General features: G+C 71.7%; 16 protein-coding genes. 10 read left to right on the plus strand and 6 right to left on the minus strand.

Annotated elements, in window-relative coordinates; genetic code table 11:
• Nucleotides 1-4: 4 nt before the first annotated feature.
• Both J7E91_RS12390 and J7E91_RS12395 read left to right on the plus strand, forming a co-directional pair.
• Nucleotides 5-400 carry a DUF2809 domain-containing protein gene (locus tag J7E91_RS12390; RefSeq protein WP_308376419.1) on the plus strand — a complete coding sequence of 132 codons (396 nt, stop codon included), beginning with the start codon at nt 5-7 and terminating at the stop codon, nt 398-400.
• A gap of 162 nt (nt 401-562) precedes the next feature.
• Nucleotides 563-1,834 carry a glycoside hydrolase family 6 protein gene (locus tag J7E91_RS12395; protein ID WP_308376420.1) on the plus strand — a complete coding sequence of 424 codons (1,272 nt, stop codon included), beginning with the start codon at nt 563-565 and terminating at the stop codon, nt 1,832-1,834.
• A gap of 83 nt (nt 1,835-1,917) precedes the next feature.
• Here J7E91_RS12395 and J7E91_RS12400 read toward each other — a convergent pair whose 3' ends face one another.
• Nucleotides 1,918-3,099 (minus strand): NAD(P)/FAD-dependent oxidoreductase, encoded by a 1,182-nt coding sequence (locus tag J7E91_RS12400; protein ID WP_214902038.1) that lies wholly within the window; start codon nt 3,097-3,099, stop codon nt 1,918-1,920.
• Nucleotides 3,096-3,437, minus strand: coding sequence for a bifunctional 3-phenylpropionate/cinnamic acid dioxygenase ferredoxin subunit (locus J7E91_RS12405; protein ID WP_214902393.1), 342 nt, complete (start codon nt 3,435-3,437; stop codon nt 3,096-3,098). The genes J7E91_RS12400 and J7E91_RS12405 overlap by 4 nt, the downstream gene beginning before the upstream one ends.
• A 193-nt stretch (nt 3,438-3,630) precedes the next feature.
• Between J7E91_RS12405 and J7E91_RS12410 the strand changes: the two genes are divergently transcribed.
• The 6 genes from J7E91_RS12410 to J7E91_RS12435 all read left to right on the plus strand — a co-directional run bounded on the left by J7E91_RS12410 (nt 3,631) and on the right by J7E91_RS12435 (nt 12,046).
• Nucleotides 3,631-4,422, plus strand: a complete 792-nt coding sequence (locus tag J7E91_RS12410) for an IclR family transcriptional regulator (RefSeq protein WP_214902410.1) — start codon at nt 3,631-3,633, stop codon at nt 4,420-4,422.
• 151 nt (nt 4,423-4,573) lie between these two features.
• Nucleotides 4,574-5,659 carry an S-(hydroxymethyl)mycothiol dehydrogenase gene (locus J7E91_RS12415; protein WP_214902041.1) on the plus strand — a complete coding sequence of 362 codons (1,086 nt, stop codon included), beginning with the start codon at nt 4,574-4,576 and terminating at the stop codon, nt 5,657-5,659.
• Nucleotides 5,659-8,121: an FAD-dependent oxidoreductase gene (locus tag J7E91_RS12420; RefSeq protein WP_214902069.1), complete on the plus strand. Its 2,463-nt coding sequence runs from the start codon at nt 5,659-5,661 to the stop codon at nt 8,119-8,121. Before J7E91_RS12415 ends, J7E91_RS12420 begins: the two co-directional genes overlap by 1 nt.
• Nucleotides 8,122-8,260: 139 nt before the next feature.
• A complete protein-coding gene (locus tag J7E91_RS12425; protein WP_214902071.1) occupies nt 8,261-9,394 on the plus strand; it encodes an aromatic ring-hydroxylating dioxygenase subunit alpha in 1,134 nt (377 codons plus the stop codon).
• A 155-nt stretch (nt 9,395-9,549) separates the two neighbouring features.
• The gene (locus J7E91_RS12430; protein WP_285439063.1) at nt 9,550-11,043 is read left to right on the plus strand and encodes an APC family permease; all 1,494 of its coding nucleotides are present in this window, start codon (nt 9,550-9,552) and stop codon (nt 11,041-11,043) included.
• A gap of 61 nt (nt 11,044-11,104) precedes the next feature.
• Nucleotides 11,105-12,046 (plus strand): hypothetical protein, encoded by a 942-nt coding sequence (locus J7E91_RS12435; RefSeq protein ID WP_214902074.1) that lies wholly within the window; start codon nt 11,105-11,107, stop codon nt 12,044-12,046.
• Nucleotides 12,047-12,301: 255 nt separating this feature from the next.
• Here the strand turns inward: J7E91_RS12435 and J7E91_RS12440 are convergent, their stop codons facing one another.
• Entirely contained in the window at nt 12,302-12,982 is a 681-nt protein-coding gene (locus J7E91_RS12440) for a cysteine hydrolase family protein (protein WP_214902077.1), read from the minus strand.
• An 80-nt stretch (nt 12,983-13,062) separates the two neighbouring features.
• Between J7E91_RS12440 and J7E91_RS12445 the strand changes: the two genes are divergently transcribed.
• Nucleotides 13,063-13,728: a helix-turn-helix transcriptional regulator gene (locus J7E91_RS12445; RefSeq protein ID WP_214902080.1), complete on the plus strand. Its 666-nt coding sequence runs from the start codon at nt 13,063-13,065 to the stop codon at nt 13,726-13,728.
• Nucleotides 13,729-13,771: 43 nt separating this feature from the next.
• On the opposite strand, the gene J7E91_RS12450 is transcribed toward J7E91_RS12445, so the two are convergent.
• Both J7E91_RS12450 and J7E91_RS12455 read right to left on the minus strand, forming a co-directional pair.
• Entirely contained in the window at nt 13,772-14,674 is a 903-nt protein-coding gene (locus tag J7E91_RS12450; RefSeq protein WP_214902083.1) for an alpha/beta hydrolase, read from the minus strand.
• A gap of 152 nt (nt 14,675-14,826) precedes the next feature.
• The gene (locus J7E91_RS12455; protein ID WP_214902086.1) at nt 14,827-15,387 is read right to left on the minus strand and encodes a quercetin 2,3-dioxygenase; all 561 of its coding nucleotides are present in this window, start codon (nt 15,385-15,387) and stop codon (nt 14,827-14,829) included.
• 153 nt (nt 15,388-15,540) lie between these two features.
• Between J7E91_RS12455 and J7E91_RS12460 the strand changes: the two genes are divergently transcribed.
• Complete coding sequence (locus J7E91_RS12460) at nt 15,541-15,984, plus strand: MarR family winged helix-turn-helix transcriptional regulator (RefSeq protein WP_214902089.1); 444 nt, start codon at nt 15,541-15,543, stop codon at nt 15,982-15,984.
• Nucleotides 15,985-16,012: 28 nt separating this feature from the next.
• On the opposite strand, the gene J7E91_RS12465 is transcribed toward J7E91_RS12460, so the two are convergent.
• Nucleotides 16,013-16,732 (minus strand): 4'-phosphopantetheinyl transferase superfamily protein, encoded by a 720-nt coding sequence (locus J7E91_RS12465; protein WP_214902424.1) that lies wholly within the window; start codon nt 16,730-16,732, stop codon nt 16,013-16,015.
• Between the last annotated feature and the right edge of the window lie 22 nt (nt 16,733-16,754).

Here is a 16,754-nt window from a genome sequence, read left to right on the forward strand (position 1 = left end):
CGACGTGAGTGATCTTCGCCGGACCCGCATCCTGGCGGCCGTGGCCGCGTGCCTGACCCTGTGCGCGGGGCTCGGCGTCCGCGGTGCCGTGGACGGCGATGTCGCCAAGTACGCGGGGGACGCGCTCTACACCGTCCTGCTGTGCACGCTCGTCGTCCTCCTCGCGCCCGCGACCAGGCCGCGGGTGGCCGGCGGCATCGCGCTCCTTGCGAGCTGGGCGGTCGAATGCGCCCAGCTCACCGGCGTACCCGCCGAGCTGGCCGAACGCAGTGTCGTCGCCCGGCTCGTGCTCGGCTCGACCTTCAACGCGCCCGATCTGCTCTGGTACGCCGTGGGCGCGGGCCTCTTCCTGCTCATATGCGCCGTGGTGCCCCGGCCGGGCGGCCTGCGCCACGCGTAGTGGCGCGGCCGTTCCCCGGACGCCCTTCGGGCCGGCGTCCGGGGCGGAGCCAGCCCCGGTTCCGCCGGATTCGCCTTGGACCACTGCACTCGACGAGGCCGTGCGCCCGGTTGTGGGAGCGCTCTCGCAACCCGTCGCCGCCCGCGACCCAGGAGCGAACCTGTGCGCAACACAAGAACCGTCCTCCTCACCGCCCTCCCCCTCACCCTGACCACCGGCCTGGCATCGGCGCTGCTTCTGGGCGCGCCGCACGTCACCGCCACCGAAGACCCGGCCGGCGCGGCCGCCACCAGCCTCTACGCCCCCGAGGCCAACCCGGCGGCGTACCGCCAGGCCGATGAGCTGGAGAGCGCGAAGCGGCCGCGCGAGGCGGCCGGGCTGCGGGCCATGGCCCGTACCCCCCACGCCGTCTGGCTCGCCGGCCGCACCCCGGACGAGGTCAGGAACGAGACGCGCGGCATCGTCCGCGACGCCGCCCGGCGCAAGACGACGCCCATGCTGGTGCTCTACAACGTGCCCGGTCGCGACTGCTCCCTGTACTCGGCGGGCGGCCTGCGCGACACCACCGAGTACCGGGCGTGGGTCGGCGCGGTGGCGGAGGGCATCGGCGACAGCCGCGCGCTCGTCGTCGTCGAACCCGACGCGCTGGCGCTGGTGCCGGCCGACTGCCCCAGCGGCGAGGCGAAGGACGCGAAGGACACCGAGACCGCCAGGGTGACCGCGACCGCCGCGCGCTACGCGCAGGTGGCCGACGCCGTCGCCACCCTCGGCGCGCTGCCCCGCGCGAAGGTGTACGTCGACGCCGGGCACCCGGCCTGGCACACCGTGGACAGCATCGTGCCCCGGCTCATCAAGGGGGGTGTCGCTCGCGCCACGGGCTTCTCCGTGAACGTCTCCAACTACAGCACCGACCACGCCAACGCCTGGTACGGCAGACTCATTTCGTCCTGCCTGGCGTACGTCGACAAGGGCGGCAAGGCGTCCGCCTGCCCCGCCCAGAAGTGGAAGCGCGCCGATGCCCAGCGCTGGCTCGACCGTCATGTGCCCTTCGCCCCTGACCGTATGAAGCATTTCGTCACCGACACCAGCCGCAACGGCCAGGGCCCCTGGACCCCGCCCGCCGGCAAGCACCGTGACGCGCAGGACTGGTGCAATCCGCCGGGACGCGGCCTCGGAGCCCGACCCACCACCCGCACCGGGGACCCGCTCAACGACGCCAACCTGTGGATCAAGACTCCGGGGGAGTCGGACGGCGAGTGCCTGCGCGGTACGGAGGGCCCCAAGGACCCCGAGCGCGGCGTGATCGACCCGAAGGCGGGTGTCTGGTTCCCCGACCAGGCCCTCGAACTGGTGCGGCTCGCCAACCCGGCGATCATGCCCGCGGAAAACCGGTTGCCCGGTCGCGGGCGCGGGGGTGTGATCGCGGGGTCCTGACCTGCTCACAGGCCGCCGCCCCGCTCCCCGGACGAAACCCGGGGAGCGGGGCGGCGGCCTGTCGTGACAGCCGGTGGAGCCCGTCAGCCCGAGCGGCTTGCGTGCCCCGCCGGTACGCCCGAAGTGAGCTCCCGGCGCAGCCGCATGAAGGCGCGCGGGCGGTTGAGGGCGAGCGCGGCGGTGACGGTGCCGTCGGGGCGCTCGTACACGGCGAGGAAGCTGCGCTCTTCGGGTGAGCCGTCGGTGATCCGCACCGCGCAGTCCGGCAGCCGCCGGCCGGCGAACTGGATCCGTACGCCGTACTGGTCGGACCAGAAGTACGGCAGCGGGCGCGCCGCCTCCACCGTGCGCCCCGCGAGCAGGTTGCGCACGGCCACGGCGGGCTGCTCGGTGGCGCTGGTCCAGTGCTCGGAGCGGGTGCCTCCGACCCGCGCCACATCGCCCACCGCGACCACCTGCGGCAGCGTGGTGACGCCGCCGTCGTCGCACAGCACGCCGTCGTCGACGGCGAGCGCCGAGCCGTCCAGCCAGCCGGTGTTGGGCGCGGCTCCGATGCCGACGACGACCACATCGGCGGGCAGCAGCCGCCCGTCGGTGAGCTGTACGCCGGTGACCGCGACGGCGCCGCTCAGGGCGGCGACCGAGGCGCCGGTGATGAGCCGGACTCCCCGGTCGGCGTGCAGCGAGGCGCAGACCGTTGCCATGGCCTCGCCGAGCTGGGGCAGGAGTGGCAGTGGCGCGGCCTCCACGACGGTCACGTGATGGCCCAGCGCGACGCAGGAGGAGGCGACCTCGGAGCCGATGAAGCCTCCGCCGACGACCACGACACGTACCGGCTGCCGGTCCGTCAGTTCGGCGCGCAGCGCCCGCGCGTCGTCGAGGGTCCGCAGCGTGTGTACGCCGCTCAGTGCGGCGGCGCCGGGCAGCCGGCGCGGGGCGGCGCCGGTGGCGATGACCACGCCGTCGGCGGCGACCGTACGGCCGCTGTCCAGGCGCAGCACGCGCCCCCTGGCGTCGAGCCCCTGGGCGCGTACGCCGAGCAGCCACTCGGCGTTCAGCTCCGCCTCCTCCTCGGCGTCGGACAGGGCGAGTTGGTCCTCGTCCATCGCGCCCGTGAGGAACTCCTTGGAGAGGGGAGGCCGGTCGTACGGCCGGTGGATCTCATCGCCGATGATCACCAGCCTGCCGTCGTACCCCTCGGCGCGCAGGGCCCGCGCCGCGTACAGCCCGGCGAGCGAGGCTCCCACGACGGCGACGGTCTTCACGCGGCGCTTCCTTCCCTGGTGGGGGCTTGGGCGTCAGCGGCCACCTCGACGTGGACGAAACCGCTGTCGTCGACCGAGACCCGGTGGGTGCGGACCGGGCGGCGGGCGGGCAGGCAGGTGGGCTGACCGGTGCGCAGGTCGAACAGCGCGGCGTGCAGCGGGCATTCGACGAAGCAGCCCTCCAGCCAGCCCTGTGAGAGCGAGGCGTCCTGGTGGGAGCAGGTGTCGTCGATCGCGTACAGCGCGCCCTCGGTGCGGAACACGGCGATCGGCGGCTCGGTGGAAAGGCGGACGGACTCGCCCTCGGGCAGGTCGTCGAGGTGGCAGACAGGAATCACCAGAGCCCCCTTGAGCTCACTCTTCGGTAACATGATGTTCCATATGGCGCATCGACGCGCGTGATGCGCAACAGATGCGGAACACAATCCGGATCGGGAGCCGCTGCGTCAAGGGCACCCATGGAAGTCGGCCGTTAATCGGCCGTCAGGTGGTGAGAGCGGACTCATGGCGAGCAAGGGCGGCAAAGTCACTATGGAGGAGCCGGACGAGGCGAAGCGGGTCAAGGGAGGCGCGAGTTCCGTTCAGTCGGTGGACCGCGCGGTGAGTGTGCTGGAGATCCTGGCGAGACTCGGTGAGGCGGGGGTCACGGAGATCGCCGACGAGCTGGACGTACACAAGTCGACCGCGTTCCGGCTGCTCGGTGTGCTGGAGAACCGCGGTCTGGTGGGGCAGTCGAAGGACCGGGGGAAGTACTACCTGGGCGCCGGGGTGCTCAGACTGGCGGGGGCCGCCGCGGGGCGGCTGGACATCTCGCAGGAGAGCGCGCCCGTCGTGCGCGAACTCGCCGACGAGGCGGGGGAGACGGTCAATATCGCGGTCCTCGACGACGACGCGGCGGTCAACGTCATGCAGGCGCGCGGCGCGGCGTCCGTCACCGCGCAGAACTGGCTCGGACGGCGTACGCCGCTGCACGCCACGTCCAGCGGAAAGGTGCTGCTCGCGGGGCTGCCGACGGCGATGCAGGAGATCTTCCTGGCCCGTCGGCTGCCGAGATTCACGGAGCACACCGTGACCTCGGCGGCCGAACTGCGCGCCCAGCTCGCGGAGATCTCCTCCGACGGGTACGCCGTCGTGGCCGAGGAGATGGAGGTCGGACTGAGCGCCGTCGCGGCGCCGGTGCGGGCGCACGACGGGCAGGTGATCGGCGCGGTGAGCGTGTCGGGGCCGGTGTACCGGATGGATGAGGTGCGGCTGGTGGAGCTGGCGAAGCTGGCGGTCGACGCGGCGGGGGAGCTGTCCTACCGCATGGGGTACCGCGCCTGACACGCCGTCGCCTCGGCGGCCGGGCCGGCCTTCCGGACGCGGGGGCCGTCCGGCCCGGTTTCGCCCCCTTGACGGCCTCCCGATCGCGTTCCCAGTATGTCTCTCATCGCGCAACCAGTCGTGCAATGCGCAACAAGAGAGGGGTCGGATCGTGCCTCATGAGGTCCGTGCGGTCGTCGCCGTCAAGAGGGGCGCACCCGTGGAGATACAGACGATCACCGTCCCCGACCCCGGACCGGGAGAGGTCCTGGTCGGCGTCCAGGCCTGCGGGGTCTGCCACACCGATCTGCACTACCGGGAGGGCGCGATCAACGACGACTTCCCGTTCCTGCTCGGCCACGAGGCCGCCGGCATCATCGAGGCCGTCGGGGAGGACGTCACCGACCTGACCCCCGGCGACTACGTCGTCATCGCCTGGCGCGCCCCCTGCGGCGACTGCCGCTCCTGCCGCCGCGGCCGCCCCTGGTACTGCTTCGACAGCCGCAACGCCACCCGGCCCATGACCCTCCTCGACGGCACCCCGCTCACCCCCGCCCTCGGCATCGGCGCCTTCGCCGAGAAGACCCTCGTCGCCGCCGGCCAGGCCGTGAAGGTGAGCCCCGCCGCCCGCCCCGAGGCCGCCGGTCTCATCGGCTGCGGCGTCATGGCAGGGTACGGGGCGGCCGTCAACACCGGGGGCGTCGGCCGCGGCGACACCGTCGCCGTCATCGGCTGCGGCGGCGTCGGCAACGCCGCCATCGCCGGAGCCGCCCTCGCCGGAGCCCGCCGCGTCATCGCCGTCGACATCGACGACGCCAAGCTCGACGGCGCCACCCGCTTCGGCGCCACCCACACCGTCAACTCCCGCGGTACGGACGCGATCGAGGCCGTACGCGAACTCACCGGCGGCTTCGGCGTCGACGTCGCGATCGACGCGGTGAGCCGCCCCGAGACGTACCGCCAGGCCTTCTACATGCGCGACCACGCCGGGGTGCTCGTCCAGGTCGGCGTACCGGAGCCCGACATGCGGCTCGACATCCCGCTGATCGACCTGTTCTCGCGCGGCGGCGCCCTCAAGTCGTCCTGGTACGGCGACTGTCTGCCCAGCCGGGACTTCCCGATCCTCATCGACCAGTACCTCAGCCGCAAGCTCGACCTCGGTGCCTTCGTCAGCGAGACGATCGGCCTGGACGACGTCGAGGAGGCCTTCGCCAGGATGCGGCGCGGCGAAGTGCTCCGCTCGGTGGTGGTGCTCTGATGGCGGCGGTACGAGGCGGGGGCGCCGCCCCGCGTGTGGTCGTCGTGGGCGCGGGCATCGTGGGCTGCTCGCTGGCCGACGAACTCACCGCCCGTGGCTGGACCGGCGTAACCGTCCTCGAACAGGGACCACTGCCCGCCCCCGGCGGCTCCACCTCGCACGCGCCCGGCCTCGTCTTCCGTACCAACGCATCCAAGTGCCTGACCGACATGGCCACTTACACGGTCGAGAAGTTCAGCGGCCTGCGCGCGCCGGACGGGCGGGCCTGCTTCGACCCCGTCGGCGGCCTAGAAGTCGCCACCACCCCCGCCCGCCTCGCCGACCTCCACCGCAGGGCCGGACTCGCCGCCTCCTGGGGCGTCGAGGGGGAGGTCGTCGGCCCCGGCGAGTGCCTCAAGCTGTGGCCCTTCCTCGACCCGGACCTGGTGCTCGGCGGCTTCCACACCCCGGGCGACGGCCTCGCCCGCGCCCTGCCGGCCTCCCGCGCGCAGCTGGAGCGGGCCGTCGCACGCGGCGCCCGCATCCTCGACCGTACGACCGTCACCGGCATCGAGCAGCGCGGCGGCCGCGTCACCGGCGTCGTCACCGACCAGGGAACCTTCCCCGCCGACCATGTGGTGTCGGCCGCAGGTTTCTGGGGGCCGGTGATCGGACGCATGGCGGGCGTCGACATCCCCCTTCTGCCACTCGCCCACCAGTACGCCCGTACGACCCCCCTCGACGAACTTGCGGGCGCGGACCGGGAAGCCTCCCGGCCCATCCTGCGCCACCAGGACCGCGACCTGTACTTCCGCGAGCACACCGACCGCGTCGGCATCGGCTCGTACGCCCACCGCCCGCTGCCCGTCGACCCGTTCACCGTCCCGCGCTACGACGACGCCCCCGTCATGCCCTCCTCGTACCCCTTCACCGAGGACGACTTCGCGCCCAGCTGGGAAGACGCAAAGACTCTGCTGCCCGCCCTCGCCGCCACCCGCGTCGAGAGCGGTTTCAACGGCGTCTTCTCCTTCACCCCCGACGGCATGCCCGTCCTCGGCGAGACCCGCGAACTGCGCGGCTTCTGGCTCGCCGAAGCCGTCTGGGTCACCCACTCCGCCGGGGTCGCCAAGGCACTCGCGGAGTGGATGACCGACGGCCGCCCCTCCATCGAACTGCACGAATGCGACCTGACGCGCTTCGAGACCGCGCAGCGCTCACCGGCGTACGTCGAGGAGCGGGCGGCGCGGCAGTTCGTCGAGGTGTACGACATCATCCACCCGCTCCAGCCGCCGCAGGAGCCCCGCCCGCTGCGCGTCAGCCCCTTCTACGCCCGCCAGCTCCAGCTCGGTGCCCACTTCCTGGAGGGCGGCGGCTGGGAACGCCCGCACTGGTTCGAAGCCAACGCCCCGCTCGCCGAGACCCTCACCGGGCTCCCCGCCCGCGACAACTGGTCCGCCACGCACTGGTCACCGATCGCCGCCGCCGAGGCGAAGGCGACCCGCGAGAAGGCCGCCCTGTACGACATGACGCCGCTGCGGCGGCTCGAAGTCACCGGGCCCGGCGCCCTCGACTTCCTCCAGCGGACCACCACCAACAACCTGGCCAAGAAGCCCGGTTCGGTCACGTACACGCTGCTCCTCGACGAGGCCGCGGGCATCCTCTCCGACCTCACCGTCGCCCGCCTCGCCGAACACCACTTCCAGCTCGGCGCGAACTCGCCCGCCGACCTCGACCTGCTGCTGCGCGCCGCCCCCGACGACGTACAGATCCGCGACGTCACGGCCGGCACCTGCTGCGTCGGGGTCTGGGGCCCGCTCGCCCGCGACCTCGTCCAGCCGCTGACCCGCGACGACCTCTCCCACCAGGGCCTCGGCTACTTCAAGGCGCGGCAGACCCACATCGGCCACGTCCCGGTCACGGCCATGCGCCTCAGTTACGTCGGGGAGCTCGGCTGGGAGCTCTACACCACCGCCGACCTCGGGCTCAGGCTCTGGGACACGCTCTGGGAGGCCGGGCAGCGGCACGGCGTCGTCGCGGCCGGCCGTTCCGCCTTCAACAGCCTCCGTCTGGAGAAGGGCTACCGGGCCTGGGGCCACGACATGACCGCCGAACACACCCCTTACGAAGCGGGTCTCGGCTTCGCCGTCCGCATGAACAAGGGTGACTTCACCGGGCGTGCGGCCCTGCTGGCCCTCGAAGCGCGCGGGGAGCCGACGCGCAGACTCACCGTGCTCACGCTCGACGACCCCGCCGCCGTGGTCCTGGGCAAGGAACCGGTGACCATCGACGGCACCGGGCGCCCGGCGGGCTACGTCACCAGTGCCGGCTACGGCTACACCCTCGGCCGCTGCGTCGCCTACGCCTGGCTGCCGCCGCTCGCCCCCGGCACCCCCGTCCACATCACCTACTTCGGCGAGAGGACGGCCGCGACCGTCGCCGAAGAGCCCCTGTTCGACCCGCAGATGACCCACATTCTGAAGTGAGCGAGGTCTCGCGAGATGCCACCCACCTATGACGTGATCGTGGCCGGCCCCGGCGGGACGGGCAGCGCCGGGATCATCGCCGCGCTCACTGCCGCGCTCCCCTCCGCGCCCGCCGCCTGAGCCGAGAGGCAGCCCACCCATGACGACCGCCACCAGCCTGATCTCCACCCTGCCCGGCCGCTTCTACACCGACCCCGAGATCTTCCGCAGCGAGCAGGAGCGCATCTTCGAGTCGCTCTGGTACTGCGCCGTCCGCAGCGCCGATCTGGACCGCCCCGGCGCCTTCCGTACGGTCCAGGCAGGCCGGGAGAACGTACTCGTCACCCGCACCCGTACCGGCGAACTGCGAGCCTTTCTCAACGTCTGCCGTCATCGCGGCGCGCGGCTGTGCACCGAGAGCGCGGGGCAGGTGCGGCGCAACCTCCAATGCCCGTACCACGCCTGGACGTACGGCCTCGACGGCACACTCGTCGCGGCCCCCAACCTCCAGAAGATGCCCGACATCGACCGCACGCAATACGGCCTGGTGAAGGTCGCGCTGCGGGAATGGCTCGGCTACGCCTGGGTCTGCCTCGCCGACGAGCCGCCTTCCTTCGAGGACACCGTCATCGGCGCCGTCGTGGAGCGGCTCGGCGACACCGTGACGATCGAGCGGTACGAGACCGAGGGCCTGACCCTGGGGCGGCGCATCAGCTACGACATCGCGGCCAACTGGAAGCTGATCGTCGAGAACTTCATGGAGTGCTACCACTGCGCGACGATCCACCCCGAACTGACCGACGTGCTACCGGAGTTCGCGGACGGCCTGGCGGCGCAGTACTACGTCGGGCACGGGGCGGAGTTCAGCGAGGAGGCGCAGGGTTTCACCGTCGACGGCAGCGCGGGCTTCGGCCGGCTGCCGGGCATCACCGACGCACAGGACCGCCGCTATTTCGCGGTCACCATCCGGCCTCAGGTCTTCGTGAACCTGGTGCCCGACCATGTGATCGTCCACCGGATGTTCCCGCTGGCCGAGGACCGCACGGTGGTGGAGTGCGACTGGCTGTACGCGCCCGGAGTCGTCGCGTCGGGAGCGGACCTCGACAAGTCCGTGGAGCTGTTCCACCGGGTGAACGTCCAGGACTTCGACGCCTGCGAACGGACCCAGCCGGCCATGGCCTCGCGGGCGTACCGCAAGGGCGGCGTACTCGTCCCGGCGGAGCACCACATCGGGGCGTTTCACGACTGGGTGACCGAAATGCTGGGAAAGGGCTCGGAGCAACGAAATCCGTAGGTCTAGTCCTGTGTGACGGAGGCTTTCCTCCGTACGATCGTATCGATTGAGAAGAATCCGCACTCAACCCCTTGTGTCGAACCGGTGACCATGTGCAAGATCTGTCTCCTGTCCGAGGCAGGCATTTCACGTACGTCACCGGAAAGGCGCAACCGTTGAGCAAGAGGCCCGGCTCCGAGGGGGGCGGACTGCGGGCGGGCGCCCTGGGCACGTTCGACTCCGTCGTCATGGCGGTTGCCGGCTGCGGCCCCGCCTACACGGTCGCCGCGACGATCCCCGCGCTCGTGCTCGCCGTCGGCGTCGCCAGCCCGGCTGTGCTCCTCTACTGCGCGATCCCGATGATCGGCATCGCGCTCGCCTTCCGGCATCTCGGGCGCCTCGAAGTCAACGCCGGAGCCACCTACACCTGGGTGGCCCGCGCGCTCCACCCCTTCCTCGGCTTCCTGAGCGGCTGGGCCCTGGTCGTGGCGACGACCGTCTTCCTCGTCTCCGCCACCCTGCCGGCGGGCACGGCCACGCTCGCGCTCGTCGACCCCGAACTGGCCGGACGTACCGCACTGGCCACGGCCGTGGGCGTCGGCTGGTTCCTGCTCATGGCGACCGTCGTCGCCCTCGGCGCCCGGATCAGCCCGCACGCCAGGACCGTCATCACCGGTACGCAGCTCGGGCTGCTCCTTCTCTTCGCCGCTCTCGCCCTGACCAAGGACCGGAACGCCGCCGACTTCTCGCTCTCCTGGTTCGGCTTCAGCCACTTCGACGCGTCGCACACCTTCGTGGCGGGCGCCCTCATAGCGGGGGTCAGCTACTGGGGCTGGGACGTGACCAGCAACCTCAGCGAGGAGACCCGCAACAGCCGTCGCACCTTCGGCCTGGGCGGGATCGTCGGCGTACTGGTGTCGCTGGTCGTCTTCGTGGTCTTCACCATCGCCACCAATGTCCTCATCGGCGCCGAAGCAGTGCGGGACAACCCCGCCGGATTCCTCTCCGTACTCGGCGAGGCCATCTGGCCGGGCTGGGGCGGGCGGCTGCTCGTGCTGGCCGTGACGCTGTCGATGATCGCCACGCTGGAGACCACTCTCCTCCAGGCCACCCGGACGCTCTTCGCCATGGGCCGCGACCGTACCGTTCCCGCCGTGTTCTCCCGCACCCACCGGGAATGGCAGACGCCCTGGGTGGCCACGGCGGCCGTGGCGCTCGTCGCGCTGCTGCTCATCCTGGTCTCGGCGACGGCGGGCTCCGGCGCGCAGTTCGTCCGGGACGCGGTGAGCGGAATCGGTCTGCACATCGCGTTCTACTACGCCCTCGCCGGGCTCTCGGCCGTCGTCGCCTACCGCAGGGTGCTGCTCAAGTCCCTGGGCAATCTGGTCTTCATCGGGCTGTGGCCGCTCGGCGGAGCGCTCTTCATGCTGTGGATCTTCGCCAGGTCCGTCCCGGAGCTGAGCGGCAGCGCCCTCGCCATCGGTCTCGGGGCGCTGGCTCTGGGGCTGGTGCCGATGGTCCTGTCCTGGTTCCGGGGCAGCTCGTACTACCGGCCGAGGCCGCTGGACCCGGAGCAGGCGGAGGCGGCGGACGAGTTCTACGGAGGACAGGGGGCGGAGCCGGCGCCTGCGGCCGCCCGGCGCCGGGACGAGATCCTCACCGACTTCTGACGTATCCGGTCCGTAGCGGCCAGCACCCGTGCCCGCGCCCGATCAGAGAGGGAACCCGCCCATGGCAGCCTGGCTGCGCCGCCGTTCCGGAGCACCGCTCCACGACCAGGCGTTCGGTGACCGAGCCCTCGCGGAGGGCTGCCAGGACATGGTGATGGGCCGCTGGGAGGGCGCCCGCGACCTGCTCGCCGAGCGTCCCCGCGACGACTGGGACCGGCGCGCGCACCGGCTGCGCCTGCTCGCCGACGCGGCGGCGAACCGGCGCACCGTGGACGTCTGGCAGGCGTCCGACCCCACGAACCCGGACGCGGCCGTGCTGCGCGCGGAGACCGAGGTGATGCGGATGTTCGCCGGCGCGCGCACCGGGACCCTGCCGGGGAAGGACAGCCTGGACCGGGCGGCCCGTATGTGCCTCCAGGCGTCCGACCTCGCGCCCGAGGACCCGCACCCGTACGTCTCGCTGGTGGCGCTCGGCAGACTGTACGAAGGCGGCGACCCGAACATGGGCCACTGGTGGAAGGAGCTCAGGGACCGCGACCTGTACCACCGGGAAGGCCACCACCAGGCACTGCGCTACCTTTCCGCCCGCTGGCACGGCTCTCACGGCGAGGCGGACAACTTCGCCTGGGAGGCCGCGTCGTACGCCCCGGCCGGCTCGCCGCTCGCGATCATGCCGCAGGTGGCGCGGGCCGAGCAGTACCGCTTCCAGACGGAGGCCGAGGGCAGGACGGCGATCGGCCTCACCTTCCACTGGAACGGGGACCGGGCGCGCTGGGACCTGCGTACGGCCCTGGAGAAGTGGATCAAGCATCGGACGGTCCCGCAGGCGCAGGACGTCGCCGACCTCAATTACCTGGCCCACGGGCTGGTCCACGCTGGAATGGAAGGGGAGGCCACTGCCGTCTTCCGCCTCCTGGACAACCGGGCCACCCGGATCCCGTGGTCGTACAGCGGCGACGCGGAGCGGCTTTTCGTGCGCTGGCGGGACAAGCTGCTGCCCTGAGTGCTCCGGTCTGTCCTATTCCGCGGGGCGGGCATAACGTAGAGATATGGGCAGCAATGAGCGTGAGACCGAAACGCGGGCCCGACACGTCTGTCCGGTCTGCAAGCACCCTGTCACGTCCGAAATCAAACGGCACAAATCCCTCGGGGTCTTCGTGCCCACCTGGCGCCCGGGTCCCTGCCGGAACCCCGACTGCTCGGCGTACGTACCGGAGGCGGGCGGGGAGCCGAGGAAGCGCGAGCAGCACTCCTGACGTCACGAGACGTCGGCCGGGCCCGAGCTGCGGGGCCGGCCGTTCAGCCGGTCCGCGATCTCCTCGGCGGTCAGTACGAGTGCGAACCCCTTGCGCAGTACGGCGAGTTCCGGTTCCTGCCGGGACTCGTCGTCGGTCGCGGTGACGTCTGCGCCGAACACGACCTTGTAACCGCGCTCGTACGCCTGCCGGGCCGTGGTGCCGCAGCAGTAATTGGTCAGCGTCCCCGTGACGACGACCGTGTCGCGGCCGAGGTTGCGGCAGATCGTGTCGAGCGGAGTGTCGTAGAACGCGCCGTAGGAAGGCTTGCGGATCACCACCTCGTCGGGGCGGCGGCCCATCTCGTCCCACACGTCGGCGGGGCCCGGCCTGCGCCAGTCGGTGTCGGCGTGCGGTAGGTGACGCAGGGCGTGCGGCCGGTCCAGGCCGAGATGCGTGTCGTCGAAGATGGTCCAGATCACCGGTACCGAGGCGATCCGGCACGCTTCGACCAGCCCGCGCAGCCGGGGCGCCATCCGGGTGGCCGCCGGTACCCAGTACGGGCTCCAGCCCGGCCGGACGAATTCGTCCTGCATGTCGATGACCAGCAGCGCCGAGCGCTCGGGCCGTACGTCGAACGACGCCCGGCCGTGCGCATAGGCGTCACGTGCCCGTGCGGTGACCCATTCCTCGGAGTACGCCATACCGCCCCCCTTGGCTCGTCTCTCGTCCCAGAGAGTACCTCGATGCGAGGTACCTCGGTTCGATATGGGAGACTAGCAGCATGCTGGAGCTCGCGATTCTGGGATTCCTGGCCGACGGCCCGCTGCACGGGTACCAACTGCGCCGCCGGATCGCCCACCTGACCGGCCACACGCGGCCGGTCAGTGACGGCAGCCTCTATCCGGCGATCAACCGGCTGGTCAAGGCGGGGCTGCTGGACCGGCGGATCGAACCGGGTGCCGCGGCCGCCCAGCGGCACACCCTCACCCTGACCGCCGCCGGCCGCGCCGAGCTGCTGCGGCGACTCCGGGAACCGGCCGATCTGGAAATCAGCGACAGCACCCGGTACTTCACGATCCTGGCGTTCCTCTCCCACCTCCCGGACGCCGCGGACCGGCAGGCGGTCCTGCGCCGGCGCCTCGAATTCCTGGAGCGGCCGGCGAGCTTCTTCTACGACTCCGACTCCGACCACGACGAAGACCGCCCGCTGCGCGCCGATGACACGGGCGATCCGTACCGTCGCGGCATGCTCCTCATCGCCCGTGCCACCAGTCGTGCGGAGCGGTCGTGGCTGCGGGAAGTGACAGGGGCCGGAGCCGGGACGCAGGAGGAAGGCGGTGAGGCGGCCTGCCTGCTGGACCGCGTCTGCCCCGACTGCGGCCGTCTCGCGGCGGAGCGCGACGCCCGGTACTGCGGCCGGTGCGGCACTCCTCTGCCGTCCTTCTGACACCCTCCCTCTGATGGGCACGCGCACCACGGTCGTCCCTTGCTCACCTGCGCTGCGCTGGGCAGGACACGCTTCGGGCGAAGTCCACGGAGGTGGCGAAGCACTGCTCGACGGCCTCGTCCGGCAGGCCCGCCCACCCGTGGTCGGCGCCCGGCACGGGCCGGAAGTCGACGTGGGCGCCCGCCTCGCGCAGGGCGGCGGCGAACTGCTCGCCCTGCGCGAGGGGGATGAGCGAGTCGTCGGTTCCGTGGAGGATGAGGAACGGCGGTGCGTCGGCGGTGATGTACGTGACCGGGCTGGCCGCGCGGGCGCGGTCGGGCGCCTCGGCGATCGGTGCCCCGATCAGGAGGGCCTCGCGGGTGGTGGGGTCGGCGGCGTCGTAGGTGCCGGGGCGGGACTGGCCGGGCAGGGTGGTCAGGTCGGTGGGCCCGTACCAGGTGATGCAGCCGCTCACCGGCGCGGTGAGGGCGAGGAGGGCGGCGAGGTGGGCGCCGGCGGATTCGCCCCAGCACACGGTCCGGCCGGTGCCCAGGCCGAGTTCACCGGCTCGGGCGTTCAGCCAGGCCAGGGCCGCGGTGACGTCCTCCAGCTGGGCCGGGTGGACGGCTTCGCCGCTGAGCCGGTAGTCGAGGCTCGCGACGGCGAACCCGGCCCGCGCGAGGCGGGCGAACGGACCGGGACGCCAGTCGCGAAAGCGTGGCCCCATGTCCGTACGCGTGCCCGCACGCCAGCCGCCGCCGTGGAGGTAGACGATGAGCGGCAGCGGGCCCTGCGCCTCGTCGGGCAGCCACAGATCGAGTTCCAGGGGCCGCACCCCCTGAGGGCGGGCGTAGACGGCGCCGCGCAGCAGCCGTACGCCCGGGGCGGGGTGCGCGGCGGGCGGCAGCGGCAGCCGCGCGGGGGAGGGCGGGGCGAGGAACGCGGCGAGGTCGGGCGTCAGCGGCATGGATGCCTCTTTCCGGGCCGGGCGGGGGGCGGGAGAGAACAGAGATGTCTTGCGGGCCAGCCTTGTCGGGGCAGGCGGGCTGCGGCACCACCGCGTACAGGACGCTGCGGCCGGCGCCCCGGTCTCCAGCATGTGCACGCACGCCACCGAGGTCAGCTCCCGGTGCGCCAGTGGTGGTCGGGCAGGAACCGCACGTCGTACTGCTGCGGTACGGTGCCGAACTTGTGCGGCTCGGGCACGTACGGCTCCCGCGGCAGGCCGAGTTCCTCGGTGGGGGCGCCGAGGTTCTCGAAGAACCGCTCGAAGGTGCCGCCCGGTCCCGCGGCCACGCCGACGACGCGGCTGTGGTGGCGCTCAATGCGGTACGCGTGGGGGCAGTTCTTCGGTACGAAGCCGAAGTCACCGGTGGTGAGCACCTTCTCGTACTGCTCACCCTCCAGGTCCTCCACGAACAGCCGCACCGCGCCGTCGGTGATGTAGAAGACCTCGTAGGTGTCGGAGTGGAGGTGGGCCGGGATGATGTCGCCCTTGGGACCCTCGACGGTGAAGAAGTTGAAGGCGTTCTCGGTCTGCTCGCCGCCCGCGTAGACGGTGACCAGGTCGGTGAACAGGTGGGCGCGGTCGCCCATGCCCTTCTCGATGAAGTAGGGCTTACCGGGCTCGGCGGGTATGTGCGAGCGCGAGCGGTAACGACGGGCGAACTCCATGGTCATGGAAACCTCCGGCACGGGACAGATGAATGTCAGGTTACCTGACATTTATGATTCCCTGCCTGGCACCCTCCGGTGCCGTACGCCGCCCTGCTCGCCCGGCCGGGGTCACCGCCGACCAGTCGTTATGCTCGAACCCCCGTCCCCAGAGGAGCCATGACCACCCCCGCACGGAACCTGCCCCAGCTGCTCATCGAGGCCAAGCGCTGGTTCGACGACGCGTTGCTGGCCAGCATGCAGGCGGCGGGCGAGCAGCCGGTGACCGTCGCCCAGGCCGCCGTCTTCGCCACCCTCGACGACGAGGGCACCACGGTCTCCGAACTCGCCCGCCGGATCGGCGTCACCCGGCAGACCGCCCACCAGGCCGTGCACGGCCTCATCGGGATGGGACTCTTGGAGCAGGTCCCCGACCCGGCCTCCGCCCGCAGCCGCCTGATCCGCGCCACTGCCGAAGGCGTCCGTGTTCACCGACGCGCCCAGGCCACCCTCGCCGTCATCGAGAACGTCCTCGCCGAACGCATCGGCATCGCCGCCGTAACCGCGCTGCGCGAGGTACTGACCACGCCCTTGGGCGAGCCCCCCTTGGTACAGGCGCCCTGACACACACGAGCTCGGCCAACGCTTCAGATCACTCCGGGCCGCCTCCAGGCGTACCGTCAACCCTGCGCGCCGGCACGACAACTGCGGTGGCCAGGTGGCCTTTCCCCGGTCCGGCCGAGGTCCGCCACAGTCCGGCGAAACGATCGATGCGTACGCCGGCCACCACGGGCCCGGGCACGCGCAGCGTTCCGGTAAAGGTGCCGAGGTCGGGGTCGGGGGTGATCACACACTCCGGAAAGTCGAGCCATCTTCGAGTGAGGGGATACCACGCCTTGAAGACACTCTCCTTCGCGCTGAACATCAAACGGTCCCAGGCGACTTCGGGATGGAGCACGGAGAGCCGGGAGACCGTGTCCTGCTCTTCCGGCAGCATCACCGTGTCCGCGATGTTCGCGGGCAGCGGCGCGTTCGGCTCGGCGTCCACACCGACCGAGGCGACCGCTTCCGCGTGCGCCACCGCCGCCGCCCGGTAGCCCTCGCAATGCGTCATGCTGCCCACGACGCCGTCGGGCCAGCGCGGGGCCCGGCCGGCCCAGGGCGGGCCGTCCGAAGCGGGCACGATCGGGCCCGGTTCGATTCCCAGCCGCACGAGTGCCCTGCGCGCGCAGAGTCTCACTGTGGCGAACTCTCTCTGTCGCTTGGCGTCGGATGCGGCCACGAGCTCGGCTTCTTCCGGGAACAGCTCGACATAGGGGTCGGCGAACAGCTCCTCCAGGGCGATCTCCGGCGGAAGCACCCCTTCGAGCAGCCGGCCCGCGACAGAGGTGACC

The organism is Streptomyces sp. ISL-99 (assembly GCF_018614005.1).
GTDB classification, from domain to species: Bacteria; Actinomycetota; Actinomycetes; order Streptomycetales; family Streptomycetaceae; genus Streptomyces; species Streptomyces flavidovirens.

Excerpts from the sequence above, each read along its gene's own strand:
- J7E91_RS12410 (WP_214902410.1), top strand. The coding sequence starts at position 3,631 with ATGGAGGAGCCGGACGAGGCGAAGCGGGTCAAGGGAGGCGCGAGTTCC.
- J7E91_RS12420 (WP_214902069.1), top strand. The coding sequence starts at position 5,659 with ATGGCGGCGGTACGAGGCGGGGGCGCCGCCCCGCGTGTGGTCGTCGTG.
- J7E91_RS12425 (WP_214902071.1), top strand. The coding sequence starts at position 8,261 with ATGACGACCGCCACCAGCCTGATCTCCACCCTGCCCGGCCGCTTCTAC.
- J7E91_RS12435 (WP_214902074.1), top strand. The coding sequence starts at position 11,105 with ATGGCAGCCTGGCTGCGCCGCCGTTCCGGAGCACCGCTCCACGACCAG.
- J7E91_RS12440 (WP_214902077.1), bottom strand. The coding sequence starts at position 12,982 with ATGGCGTACTCCGAGGAATGGGTCACCGCACGGGCACGTGACGCCTAT.
- J7E91_RS12445 (WP_214902080.1), top strand. The coding sequence starts at position 13,063 with ATGCTGGAGCTCGCGATTCTGGGATTCCTGGCCGACGGCCCGCTGCAC.
- J7E91_RS12450 (WP_214902083.1), bottom strand. The coding sequence starts at position 14,674 with ATGCCGCTGACGCCCGACCTCGCCGCGTTCCTCGCCCCGCCCTCCCCC.
- J7E91_RS12455 (WP_214902086.1), bottom strand. The coding sequence starts at position 15,387 with ATGACCATGGAGTTCGCCCGTCGTTACCGCTCGCGCTCGCACATACCC.
- J7E91_RS12460 (WP_214902089.1), top strand. The coding sequence starts at position 15,541 with ATGACCACCCCCGCACGGAACCTGCCCCAGCTGCTCATCGAGGCCAAG.